This window comes from Amycolatopsis sp. YIM 10 (assembly GCF_009429145.1).
Classification (GTDB): Bacteria; Actinomycetota; Actinomycetes; order Mycobacteriales; family Pseudonocardiaceae; genus Amycolatopsis.
Genome location: NZ_CP045480.1, coordinates 3138468 through 3151021, shown reverse-complemented (window position 1 = coordinate 3151021; position 12554 = coordinate 3138468). Strand labels below are relative to the sequence as shown.

Sequence of the window (12554 nt, the reverse complement as noted above, 5' to 3'; positions counted from 1 at the left end):
TTTCTGTTGCAGCTGAACGAATGGAGCACCACACCATGGCACACAACGTGATTCGGGTCGGCATCATCGGTGCGGACACGAAGGCGAGCTGGGCGGGGGCCTCGCACATTCCCGCGCTGGCCGCGCAACCCGACTTCCGGCTGGCGGGCGTGGCGACGCGGCACGAGGAGAGTGCCCGCAGCGCCGCCGAGGCGTTCGGGGCCGAGCGCTGGTTCGCCGATCCGTTCGAGCTCATCCGCGATCCGTCGATCGATCTCGTCACCGTGGCCGTCAAGGTCCCTGCGCACCGCGAACTGGTGCTGGCGGCCCTGGCGGCGAACAAGGCCGTGTACTCGGAGTCTCCGCTGGGCGCGTCCGTTGAGGAGACGGAGGAGATGGCCGCCGCGGCCGGTTCGCTGCACACGGCGATCGGCCTGCAGGGACGGCTCAACCCGTCGGTCCGCCGCGCGGCGGAGATCATCGCACAGGGCAGGCTCGGGCGGCTGCTCTCGGCTCGGGTCGTCGCGACCACGTTCGGGAACGGTCCCGAGTCGGTGAGCACGTACGAGTACTTCGACAAGGCGGCGTCGGGCGCGAGCTTCCTGACCATCGCGGCGGGCCACGTCCTGGACATTATCGAAGCGGTGCTCGGCGACATCACCGAGATCGACGCGCGCACGGAACTCCTCTGGCCCGAGGTGAAACTCGCGGACACCGGCGCGGTCTCCGTCCGGGAAGTCCCGGATCACCTCGACGCCATTGCCAAGACCTCGTCGGGCGCGCCGGTCGGAGTGCAGATCCTGGCAGGCGTTCCCGCACCCGAGGCCCGGTTCGGTTTCGAGGTCCGCGGTTCGGACGGCTGGCTGACGCTGACCGGCGATCACCCCGCGGGCGCGCAGGTCGGCGATCTCATGCTGTCGTCGAGTGTGGACTTCACCGCGCCGGACACCCCGGTCGCCACCGGTACCGGCCCGACCGCGGCCGAGATCTGGACCGGTGCGTCGATCAACGTGGGCGAGGTGTACGCCAGCCTGGCGCGTGACATCGCGAACGGGACGTACCACACCCCGGGCTTCGACCGCGCCGTCCACAACAGCCGGCTGATCGCCCGCGTCGAACAGGCCTCGCGCACCGGTATGCGGCAGTAGGGAAACCCGGCCATTGCCGATAGGGCGACGGATCCGCGAGCAACGGCTTCCGACGTAGGTTCGGACACGCTGGAGGGCCGTGGCGCCCACATCCCCGACCCGGGAGTCGTTCGATGATCTCTGTCCGCTGCCACCACGGCGCCGTCGGCGCTTCGCGGGAGGCACACCGCGTATGACCACTTCCGCGCGGGCGGCCGTCCTCGAAACCAAGGACGGGCCGTTCGAATTCCGCGACGTCGAGATCGAGGACCCGCGAGCCGACGAGGTACTCGTCCGCATGGTCGCGACGGGGATCTGCGCGACCGATGCGCACGTTCGGGCGCAACGGATGGCGGCGCCGCTACCGGTGGTGCTGGGGCACGAGGGCGCGGGGGTCGTCGACCGTGTCGGGGCCGCCGTCACCACCGTCGAGCCAGGGGATCACGTCGTCCTCTCCTACCACTCGTGTGGCCGGTGCAAGCCGTGCGCGTCCTCGCACGCGGCGTACTGCGACAACGTCTGGGCGGCCAACTTCGCGGGCGCCCGGCTCGATGGTTCGAATGGCCTGCACGTCGCCCGCGGTGCCGAGCCGCGCGGTCACTTCTTCGGCCAGTCCTCCTTTTCCACCTACGCGCTGGCGCATCAACGGAACACGATCAAGGTTCCTCGGGACCTGCCGCTCGAAGCCATGGCGCCCTTGGGGTGCGGGCTGCAGACGGGCGCGGGAGCCGTGCTGAAGGCCCTCGCCGTGCCAGTAGGTGCGTCCTTTGCCGTGTTCGGCGTAGGCGCAGTGGGCCTGGCAGCGGTGATGGCGGCTCGTGTCGCGGGCGCGGGCACCATCGTCGCCGTCGACGTCGACGCCGCCCGGCTCGGGCTCGCGCGCGAACTCGGAGCGACACACCTCGTCAACCCGGTCGAGGTCGAGGATCTGGCCGGCGCGCTCCGCGCGATCGAGGAGCGCGGTCTGGAGTACGTCCTCGACACGAGCGGCCGCACGGAGAACCTCGACGCCGGTGTCGGCGCCTTGGCGCCGCTGGGCAGGTTCGGTTTCGTGGCGTTCCACGCGGGAGGGGGCGCGGTGATCGACGTCGGCAGGCTCACCCTCGGCCAGTCGTTGCAGGGCATCATCCAGGGTGACGCCGTTTCGTCGCTGCTGATCAACGATCTCGCCCAGCTCTACCGAGCCGGCCGGTTCCCGATCGACCGATTGCTGTCCTGCTACGACTTCGCCGATATCGACACCGCGTTCGAGGACGCGGGCTCGGGCCGTGTCACCAAGGCGATCCTGCGGTTCGCGGCACCGGGATAGCCCACCCGCTCGACAAGACCCACCCGTGAGCAGAAAGGCATCTCGGCGATGTGCCAGGACAGTCAGAAACCCATCCGCGTCGACACCACGTCGGCTTTCTACGGGATCGACCACTACGGCTTCCCCCGAGCCGGTGCGGACGATCCGCCGGACCCCGGGGGTTACTACCCCGCGTATTTCCAGAGTGAGCACTTCCAGAAGTACGGCTACCACGTCGAAGAATTGCGCGGTGGCTTCTACTGGGTCACCAGTGCCGGTTACGACGCCGCGTTCGTGGTGACCGAGCGGGGTGTGGTCGCGATCGACGCGCCGCCGACGCTGGGCGAGAACATGCTGGCGGCGATCGAGGACGTCACCGACCAGCCGGTGACCCACCTGGTTTACAGCCACTGGCACGCCGACCACATCGGCGCGGCATCGGTGTTCGGTCCCGACGTCGAGATCGTCGCCCACAGCATCACCAAGGACCTCCTGGAGCGCTTCCCCGATCCGAAACGTCCTCTGCCGACGACGACGTTCGACGACGAGTTCGTTCTCGAGGTGGGCGGAGTACGCCTGGAACTGTCGTATCAGGGTGAGAACCACTGTCCCGGCAACATCTTCATCTACGCGCCACAGCAGAAGGTGCTCACCGCCGTGGACATCGTGAGCCCGGGCAGTGTCACGTTCATGCACTGTGACGCCTCGCAGAACATCTCCGGCTGGTACGAGGCGCAGTCGCAGATCCTCGCCTACGACTTCGACTTCTTCGTCGGCGGGCATCACATGCACTACGGCACCTACGAGCAGGTGAAACTGTGCGTGGAGTACTTCGCCGACGTGCTCGAGGGAGCGACGGAGGCGGTGGAGCGGTTCAGTCGCTCGGATGCGCTGGCCGCCATCGTGACCGACACCGGCTGGGACCGGATATTCGTCGGCACCGAGAACTGGATCAACTCGATGGCGAACTACACCACGCGGCATGTTCTCGAGAAGAGGACCAGCAACGGCCGGCTGTGGTGGGAGCGGCTGGCCGGTGCCACCACCCAGACCAAGTACCACGCATACACCGTGCTGGAGTCGATCCGGTTGGAACGGCCTCGCCCGGACTATCGGCTGCGAGGCGAGAATCCCCCGGTTTTCCTTACCTGACGCCATCTTGAACCCATCTTGAACCTTCCGATCTCGTTGTTGTCTCTCCAGGAGTTCGCATGCGCATTGGCTTCTCACTTCCGCAGTACGGCGCGATGGCCCACGAGCTCGACAGGCTCGCCGACTTCGCCCGGCAGGCCGAGGAACTCGGCGCAGACAGCCTGTGGGTGGGTGACCGGGTGCTGGCCGCGGTCGACCCGAGCGTGGGTTACATGGGCACGGACACGATTCCGTGGCAGTTGCACACCATGCTCGATCCCTTCGTGGCACTGAGTGTGGCCTCGAGCGTGACCGAACGGGCGCTGCTGGGCACCTCCGCCCTCGTCGCGCCCTGGTATCACCCGCTGCTCCTCGCCCGGTCGCTGACCGGCGTCGATGTGGTGAGCGGCGGACGGCTCATCCCGGGCCTCGGCACCGGCTGGTCGCCCGAGGAGTACGAGGGCGTTGGCGTTCCCTGGAAGGAGCGGGGCGCGAGGCTGGACGAGTGTCTGGACGTGCTGGAGGCGGTGTGGACCACCGAGCCCGTCGCGCACCACGACGGCACGCACTATGCCTATCCTGCCGCCCACATCGGGCCCAAGCCGGTCCAGCATCCTCGGCCTCCGCTCTATCTGTCCGGCTTCGCCCTGGCCGCCCGACGCCGGGCGGCTCGTCGCGCGGACGGGATACTTCCCGTGGAGGTGCTCGTTCCGGGTTCCGCGTTCGACCCCGCCGCCGTGATCAACCAGCCGCTGCGGGAGGTCCGCCGCATAGCGGAGGCCGAAGGTCGCGATCCGGCCCGCATCGACGCCATCCTGAGGATCAACCCCGATTCCGAGTCGACCGTGCGGGAGATCGCGGACGTCATCCTGCGCACGGGAGACGAGACCGACGTCGACCACGTCTTCGTGGACTTCGTCTACCTGGCCGGCCAGGGCGTGGGCCAGGCACTGGAGCTGGTCCGGCGGACGCTGGAACTGACCCGCTGAGAACCGGGGCGCGGCGAGCGGTCACGTCACCATCGTGGCGGTCGCCGCGCTTCCGGCTTCGACTTCGGTTTCGACGGAAAGAGCCAACGGCGCAGCACGCGGGTCACGGCCGGCATCATCAGATACGTCATCAGCGTGCTGAACAGCAGCGCGAGAACCAGCACCCGCGCCGGCAGCGGCAGGGCGGCGAGTGCCGGTCCCAGCAGGCCGTTGCCGAGGAGCGAGATCGGCAGCACCGCGCCGAACGCGGCGAGCGTCATCTTCCAGCGCGGCGGTGCCACGGTGGCCGGGTCCTGCGGATCGCTGAACCAGCTCTCCATTCCGGACAGTTCGCGACGGGCCACCTCGGTCTGGTGGTGGCCCTCGCAGTCGTCGAACAGCGCCGCCCGCTCCGGCGACGTCGTCCAGTCCTGTGCGGAATCGTGGTCGCGGAACCGGTGGATGAGGACCCACGGTCCGGCGGGCGCAGGAGGCTGGAACAGGCCGTCCCCCAGGTGACCGGGAAAGGCGGAGGCCGCGCTGCTCACCCGCCCGAACCACGCCCGGAAGTGCGGCTCGTACCCGGGTTCCACGGTGCGCGCGGTGAGCAGGGTGACGTCGGCCGGGCCGTCGTCGGTTTTGGTCGTCCTGCCGTCGTGAGCCATCAGCGCCGCGTCAGTCCCGCGGTGCCACGTGGACGAGGTGCTTGGTCTCCTGGAACTCCTCGAGCCCGCGGATTCCGTTCAGGCGGCCGATTCCCGACTGTTTGAAGCCGCCCTCCTCGAACTGGTCGTGGGTGAGCGCCCAGATGTTGGTCCACACCGTTCCCGCCTGTAGTTCGCGGCCGACCCGCAGCGGGCGGTCGACATCGCGGGTCCAGATGCTCGCGGCCAGACCGAACTCGGTGGCGTTGGCACGCGCCACGGCATCGGCTTCGGAGTCGAAGATCTCGAAGGTGGCGACCGGCCCGAAGACCTCGCGCCGCACGATCGGCGCGGACACGTCGGCGACCTCGATCAGCGACGGGCCGAGCAGCGCGTGATCCCGCTTGCCGCGCACGAGCACGGTGGCGTAGTCGCCGGCGTCCGCCACGGTCTGTTCGACGCGCCGCGCGTTGCTCTCGTCGATCATGGGACCCATGTCGCTGGCGGGGTCGTCACCCGGGCCGACCCGTACCGCCTCCAGCGCCGCGACGAGACGCCGGCGCAGCTCGTCGGCCACCCCGCGCTGGACCAGCACCCTGCTGCCCGCCATGCAGAACTGGCCCGCGAAGGTGGTGATGGCCTTGGCGAGCACCGGCACGGCCACGTCCAGGTCGGCGTCGTCGAACACGAGCATCGGGGTCTTTCCGCCCAGTTCCATGGACAACGCCTTGAGCGTCGGAGCGGCCTGTCCCATGATCACGCGGCCGACCGCGGTGGAGCCGGTGTAACTGACCACGTCGACGTCGGAGGACGAGACGAGTTCCGGCGCCCCGGCGTTTCCGCTTTCGGTGAAGACGTTGAACACGCCTGGATACAGGCTCGGAGCGTCGGCGATGATCTCGCTGAGCAGCCCGTTCACCAGGCCGGTCTGCGCCGGCATCTTCATCACCACGGTGCAGCCGGCGGCCAGCGCGGGAGCGAACGACCGCACCGAGAGAATGACCGGCGAGTTCCACGGGACGATCACGCCGGCGACGCCCGCGGCCTCGCGCAGGGTCATCGAGTACATGCCGGGTCGCGCTTCCGCGGCGCGGCCGTGGTCGGTGAGAGCGAGCGCCGCGTTGTAGCGGAGTTTGGGGATCGCGGCGCCGACTTCGAGAGCTGCCTCGGAGAGGATCTTTCCGTTCTCCCGGGCGAGCAGGGTGATCAGTTCTTCCTGGCGGGCTTCGAGCCGGTCGGCCAGCTCGTGCAGCGCCGCCGCCCGCCGGTGCCGGTCGCGCGACCAGTCGGTGGTGCCGAAGGCCCGGCGAGCCGCGACGATGGCGGTCCTGGCTTCCTCCGCGCCGCCGTCGGCGTAGCTGCCGAGCAGGTCGGTCGTCGCGGGATTGCGCGACTCGCCGCGCGAGCCGGAGTCGTGCCACCGTCCGTCGATGTAGTGGCGCGCATGGGAAAGCGTGTCGGTTAGGGGCATGTGTGACCTCTCTTCGTTCGCCGCGGAGCGGCGACAGCGACGTTACAAACCGGGGCTCGGATTCGAATCGGGCACGCAATCAGTCGTGCCTGTCCGCTCAGCTCGGCTCGGCGCGGGTGCCGGTGTGGTTCAGCTCCGCGCGTGTGCTGATCCCGAGCTTGGCGAACACGTTGCGGAGGTGGTGGCCCACCGTGCGGTGGCTGATGCGCAGCTGTACGGCGATCTCGCGATTCGTCAGCTGCTCGGCGGCGAGGCGCGCGACCCGGTGTTCCTGCGCGGTCAGCCGGTTCGCCGCCATGGCGTCCGCGGTCCCCCGGTGCCCCGGCGGGCCGGTGAGGTCCCGCTCGCGCTGCGCGCGTCTGCGCAGCGGCTCGGCCCCGAGCCGGTCGAACACCTCGGCGGCACCGTCGAGGTGGACGCGCGCGGCGGTCCGCCGACGGCCTCGCCGCAGCCACTCGCCGTACAACAGCTGAGCGCGGGCGTGGAGCAGCGGGTGTGCTCGGCCATCCGGCACGGCGAGAGCTGCCTGGAAGGCATATTCGACGCGAGGCCCTCCCAGCAGTGCTCGGGCGACGTGCGCGGCGCAGCGAGCCCACGGCGCACCAGTACGTCGCGCCCAGGCGTCGAGTACCCGTGCCCGGTCCTCCGCGATGTCGCCTCGGCCGACGTGCACGGCGGCCTCGGCGGTGTCGAAGGCGGCCAGCAGCGCGAAGGTCGGGTGCTGCGCGCCGTGGCCCGGCTCCGCCAGGCGGAGCAAGTCGTCCAGCGCGTCCTCGGGACGTTCCTGGAACAGAGCCGCGATGCCGCGGCTCCAGTAGGCGGCCGCGCTCAGCGCGCGGACTCCCCTCGGCAGCGACGTCTCCAGCATGCGGTCGGTGACCTCGGCGACCGTGCACTCGTCACCACGCGCGGCGGCGAGCCACCCCAGGCTGGTGCGGCAGTGCGAGGCGACATGGTCGGCGCCGACCTCCTCGGCCAGCCGAAGTCCTTCCGTGGCCGAGCACTCCGCCGCCGCCCAGCGACCGGCGGCGGTGTCGAGCATCGCGGTGCGGGCCAGCACGACGGCGAGTCGGGCGCGTTCACGGCGGCGCCGCAGCTGCGGCAACCGGTGGCGCAGCGCGTCTTCCATCGGCTTGTCGATTCCCCAGGCGATTCCCAGCGGTGTCGGCGGAAGCAGGTGCGGCGTGGTCGTCCGGGTCCCCGCCACCAGTTCGTCCACATCGGATTCGTCCACATCGGACGAACCAGTCGCCGGGCCGGCGGATCCGTCGTCGGTCCACCAGTCCGGCGGGCCATCGATGTCGAGCTCGCGCAGCAGTTCGAGCGTGCCGGCCTGCAGGTCGGCACGTCCGGCGGACCAGGCCGCGTGCACGGCCATCGTGCCCAGCTCCACCGCGGTCCGTGGGTCCGAGACCCCGGCCAGGTCGGTGGTCAGGTAGTGGTGCGCCAGCTCCGGCACACCCCTGGCGAACTCGAGGACTCCCCGCAAACCCTGGCTGCGCCCAGCGATGTGCGGGCCCGGCGCCAGCCGTTCCGCGTCGTCGAGCAGGCGCTCTGCCGTGGTCGCCCACCCGGAATCCCACGACGCTCTGGCCGCCTCGGCGAGTCGCTGCGACGCGTCGAGCGGCGCGGCCGAGAGCTCGGCGGCCCGCCGCAACGCCCGTGCCGCGGTCGTGCCGGCTCCGCGGAGCCGGGAACGGACCGCCGTCCGTTCGAGCAGCCTCGCGACGTCCTCGTTGTGGTCGTGCGCCACGGCGGCGAGATGCCAGGCGCGTTCCTCCGCCTCGTCTGGCAGCGTGGCGGCCAGAGCACGGTGAGCCCGTCGCCTCGCCGCACCGCCACAGCCCTCGTAGACGGCCCTGCGCACGATGGGGTGCCGGAACCCGACGCGGTTGCCCGCCACCTGGAGCAGGCCGGCGCCGGTCGCTTCGTCCCAGGCGGCGTCGTCGGCGCCCGCCGCGCACCCGGCCCGCTGCACCGTGAGCCGGTCGCCGTGGTCCTCGGCCGCCGCGAGCACGGTGAGCAGCTGTGCCGGCGGACTGAGGGCCTCGATCCCGGCTCGGAAGGCCCGCTGCAGGCGCGGTCCAGTCCCGTGGGGTTGCTCGGCGGCATCCCCGAGCCCGGCCAGTTCATGCAGTGCCAGTGGATTTCCACCCGCCTTGCCGACCAGGTCCCGCACCGCCGTCTCGCCGGCACGCGGGACCACGGCCGTCAGGAGTTGCCGCGCGCTCTCGTCGCTGAGACCTTCGACTCGCACGTCGGGTACGCCCTCCCACGGCCGGGTCGCCGGGCCGCTGTGATCGGCGAGCACGATCACCACTGGATGCGCGCGTACGCGGCGAGCGACGATGCCCAGGCACCGCCCGGTGGCCGGGTCGAGCCACTGCCCGTCGTCCACGGTGACAAGAACGGGCCGGTCCTCGGCGAGTTCGCCGAGCAGTGACAGCACCGCGGACCCGACGAGCAGCCGGTCGGCCGGCTCACCGCTCGCCCCGAGCGCGGCGTGCAACGCCGTGGCCTGGGCCGGTGTCAGCGACTCGACGTGATCGGTCACCGATCGCAGCAGCCCGTGCAGTCCCGCGAAGGCCAGGTCCGACTCGGCCCGGGTGGCCAGGTAGCTCAGCCGGTGGAAGTCGGCGGCCTGGTCGTGGACGTGGCGGAGCAGAGCGGACTTGCCGATCCCCGGCTCACCCCACAGGACGAGCGCGCCACCGGTCCCTTCGCGGGCCCGGCCGAGCATTTCGCCGAGAACCGCGGTCTCGTCGCGGCGGCCGACCAGCTCCCCCTGCCCCGCACAGATGGCCGCTCCCAGGTCTGACAGCGTCACGCCGTGCGTTCGGACCGGACGAGCTCGCGGGCTCGCGGCGCGACCTCGTGTCCGAAGAGATCGAGTTCGGCGGGCTCGTCCGAGGCGAGGATGAACCCGGACACGCCGTACCGCAGTGCGAGGTCGGCGAGCTGCTCGGCCCAGTCGGCAGTCGTTCCCTGCAACAGGCCACCACCGCCGGTGGTGAATCGGCCGCTCAGGTTGAGCAGGCGGCGGACCGCCGCGGGTTCGCGGCCCACGGCCGAGGCGGCCTCGTCGATCTGCTCGTTCATCGCGTCGAGCGATGCGGGTCCCTCGGGCAGATAACCGAGTGACGGCAGCCAGCCGTCGGCGATCCGGCCGGTCAGCCGGAGCATGCGCGGCTTGTAGGCACCGAGGTGGATCGGGATCCGGTGGGCCGGCGCGGGCCCGCGCTTGGCGCCGGTCACGGTGTAGAACTCGCCGTCGACCTTGAGCGGACCCGCCTCGTCGGTGGCCCACAGCCCACGGATCACGGCGACCGCCTCCTCCAAGGCCTGCACGGCCTGGCCCGGAGTGAGCCTGCGGCCGCCCATCGCGGCGATGCCGTCCCAGAACGCACCCGCGCCGAGGCCCAGTTCGACCCGCCCGCCGGTGAGCCGGTCCAGGCTCGCGGCGGCGCGGGCCAGCACGGCGGGCGAGCGAAGCGGAAGGCTCAGCACGTTGCCGCTGATCCGGATCCGCTCGGTGCGCGCCGCGACGTACGACATCAGCGTCCAGGTGTCCTGGAACGCCGACTGGTACGGGTGGTCCTGGAAGCTGACGAGATCGAGCCCGGCCCGCTCCGAGGCCAGTGCCAGCTCGACCGGCGCCTGAGGCGGGCGGGCGGCGGGCGTGACGAAGCTGCCGAACCACAGGTCGTGGCCGTAGTCGGTCATTTCTCGCTTCCTCCGGGATCGTTCGTGGCGGGAGTGATCGCGAAGTTGTCGTCGAACACTCCCTCCGGGTCGTACTGGGACTTGAGCTCACGCAGCCGCGAGAGAGTCGCCGGTGGCCACGCCTCGGCGAGGCGTTCGGGCCGGAGACCGGACTCGAAGCTGAGGTAGAGGCCGTCGAGGAAGGGACGCAGCAGCTCCCAGGCCGCGTCGACCACGTCGTCGTCACCGCCCATCACCACGAGCGAGAAGTTCGCGTCGCGGTGGGCGTAGGCGGTGGCGTCCGCGGCAACGTCGGCGACGGCCCCGCCGACCGCGCGGAGCTGGAACCAGCCGATCGCGCCGCTGTGGAGCACCCGGGCGGCGGCCGCGGCGAACTCCGGGGTTACGTGCCGGAGCAGGCCGCTGCGCGAAACCGGCTCACCACGGGACACCGGCGCGTCGTCACTCGCGTTGTCCAGCACAGCCGCGTAGGACGAGATGGTGACGTCCTGGGCGTACATCGGGGAGATCGCGGCCAGCGGTTCCAGCCGGGCGAGCACGGTCTCGCGGTCGGCGGAATGGACCATGGTGTGGCTCAGCGCCACCGCCGGTCGCCCGCCCCGCGGCGGCGGCAGGATCACGAAGCTGGTGAGGTCCCGCGGCGACTGCTCGACCACCCGGCCCCACTCGACGAGATACCGCTCGACGTCACTCGCGTCCTGGGTGAGCTGGGCGAAGGCGACCGGGCCGACCTCGTCGACCTCGAACTCGAACGCGGTGACGATCCCGAAGTTCGCGCCCGCGCCCCGCACCGCCCAGAACAGGTCCGCGTTCTCCGCGTCGCCGGCCCGCACGACGGAGCCGTCCGCGAGCACCATCTCCACGGCCCGCAGGTGGTCGATCGTCAGGCCGTGCTCGCGCGCGAGATAACCGATGCCGCCCGCGGTGGCCAGGCCGCCGACCCCGACGCCGCCGTAGTCGCCCGAACTCAACGCCCAGCCGTAGGGTTCCAGCGCCGCCGCCACCTCGCCCCAGCGCGCGCCCGGACCGATGCGCACCCGGCGCGTCTCCTCGTCGAGGACCTCGATCGCGTTCATCAGCGACACATCGATGACGATCCCGCCGTCGTTCGTGGAGCGTCCCGAGACCCCGTGCCCCGCGCTGCGGCGCGACAGGGGAACGCCGGGATGCCGACGGGCGTAGGCCAGCGCCCGCACCACCTGCTCGTTCGTCGCGGCCCGCAGGACGATCCCCGGCGCACCCCCGCGCAGGTAACCGGAGCGCAGCCGCGCGTAGGCCAGGTCCCCCGGCTCGACGACCTCGGCCACCCCCGCCGGAACACCCTCGTAGTCGATCCCCTGACGACGCCTGGCGAGCGCCGCCGCACGGCGAATCCGTGCGCTCGACCAACCGCAGGGCAGCGCCGCGTCAACGGCGGCCCGCAGCGCGGGGGCGACGTCGTTCGCGAACCGCGCCGCGACGTCCTCGGTATCGCTGTCGAGCACGACCGTGCCCACCCCGTGGTCGAGCACGAGAGGCAACAGGTCGCTCACCCAGTCCTCGGCGGTTCCGGTGAACCTCTCCGCACGCTCGCCGAAGCCACCTCGAATCGTGACCCGCCTGCGGATCTCGCGCGGGTCGCGACCTGCTTCTCGCGCGGCCTCGTCGACCAGGCGGTTGCCCGCCGCCAGCTCGGCGACGTCGCCGGCCGTCGACCACTCGTCGGCCTGTCGTCCCACCAGCCGCAGCACCTGCCGATCGCCGTGCACGGCGATCGGCACGTCGTGCGCGGGTGCGGCCTTCTGCGCGCCGGCGAGCCGGTGGAAGCGGCCCGTGAACCGGCCGAGGCCGCGGTCGAGGACGTTCCACAGCTCATGGATGACGGCGATCGTGTCGCCGAGTGCTTCCTCGGAATCCGCGTGGAGAGCCAGTTCGACCCGGCCATCGGTGAGATGGTCCAGACTCGCGACGGCCCTGGCGAGCATCGCCGGATGCGCGGGCGGCGGCGACTCCACCACCAGTCCGAGCGAGCCCGTCGACGCCGCGATCCACGACGACACGGTCCCCGGCTCGAGATCGGCGCCGGCGGTTCCCGCCGGAACGACGAGCAGGTCCAGTCCCCACCGCTCGGCCAGGGCCGCCCTCTTGATCAGGTGATCGGGTTCGCGATCGGCGCCGGTGTCCAGGCGCAGCCCGAACCTCAGCCGGTGCCCGTAGTTCACAGCGCGCCGGGACGGGCGGTGC

General features: G+C 71.1%; 9 protein-coding genes. 4 read left to right on the top strand and 5 right to left on the bottom strand.

The genetic code is table 11. The features are described 5' to 3' along the window. Window positions 1-35: 35 nt before the first annotated feature. The 4 genes from YIM_RS15460 (at window position 36) to YIM_RS15445 (ending at window position 4514) form a co-directional block, all read left to right on the top strand. On the top strand, window positions 36-1127 hold the full coding sequence (locus tag YIM_RS15460) for a Gfo/Idh/MocA family protein (RefSeq protein WP_153031019.1): 1092 nt from the start codon (window positions 36-38) through the stop codon (window positions 1125-1127). A gap of 172 nt (window positions 1128-1299) precedes the next feature. Further along, window positions 1300-2415: an NAD(P)-dependent alcohol dehydrogenase gene (locus YIM_RS15455; RefSeq protein ID WP_153031018.1), complete on the top strand. Its 1116-nt coding sequence runs from the start codon at window positions 1300-1302 to the stop codon at window positions 2413-2415. Window positions 2416-2463: 48 nt separating this feature from the next. Continuing rightward, window positions 2464-3546, top strand: coding sequence for an MBL fold metallo-hydrolase (locus YIM_RS15450; protein ID WP_153031017.1), 1083 nt, complete (start codon window positions 2464-2466; stop codon window positions 3544-3546). Window positions 3547-3605: 59 nt separating this feature from the next. Beyond that, on the top strand, window positions 3606-4514 hold the full coding sequence (locus YIM_RS15445; RefSeq protein ID WP_153031016.1) for a TIGR03619 family F420-dependent LLM class oxidoreductase: 909 nt from the start codon (window positions 3606-3608) through the stop codon (window positions 4512-4514). Between the two features lie 26 nt (window positions 4515-4540). On the opposite strand, the gene YIM_RS15440 is transcribed toward YIM_RS15445, so the two are convergent. The 5 genes from YIM_RS15440 to YIM_RS15420 all read right to left on the bottom strand — a co-directional run bounded on the left by YIM_RS15440 (window position 4541) and on the right by YIM_RS15420 (window position 12532). Then, window positions 4541-5158 carry an antibiotic biosynthesis monooxygenase gene (locus YIM_RS15440; RefSeq protein WP_153031015.1) on the bottom strand — a complete coding sequence of 206 codons (618 nt, stop codon included), beginning with the start codon at window positions 5156-5158 and terminating at the stop codon, window positions 4541-4543. Between the two features lie 10 nt (window positions 5159-5168). Next, window positions 5169-6608: an aldehyde dehydrogenase family protein gene (locus YIM_RS15435; RefSeq protein WP_153031014.1), complete on the bottom strand. Its 1440-nt coding sequence runs from the start codon at window positions 6606-6608 to the stop codon at window positions 5169-5171. A 97-nt stretch (window positions 6609-6705) separates the two neighbouring features. Continuing rightward, entirely contained in the window at window positions 6706-9435 is a 2730-nt protein-coding gene (locus YIM_RS15430; protein ID WP_228004747.1) for an AAA family ATPase, read from the bottom strand. After that, window positions 9432-10331 (bottom strand): LLM class flavin-dependent oxidoreductase, encoded by a 900-nt coding sequence (locus tag YIM_RS15425; protein WP_153031013.1) that lies wholly within the window; start codon window positions 10329-10331, stop codon window positions 9432-9434. Before YIM_RS15425 ends, YIM_RS15430 begins: the two co-directional genes overlap by 4 nt. Next, window positions 10328-12532: an LLM class flavin-dependent oxidoreductase gene (locus YIM_RS15420; protein ID WP_153031012.1), complete on the bottom strand. Its 2205-nt coding sequence runs from the start codon at window positions 12530-12532 to the stop codon at window positions 10328-10330. Before YIM_RS15420 ends, YIM_RS15425 begins: the two co-directional genes overlap by 4 nt. Window positions 12533-12554: the final 22 nt, after the last annotated feature.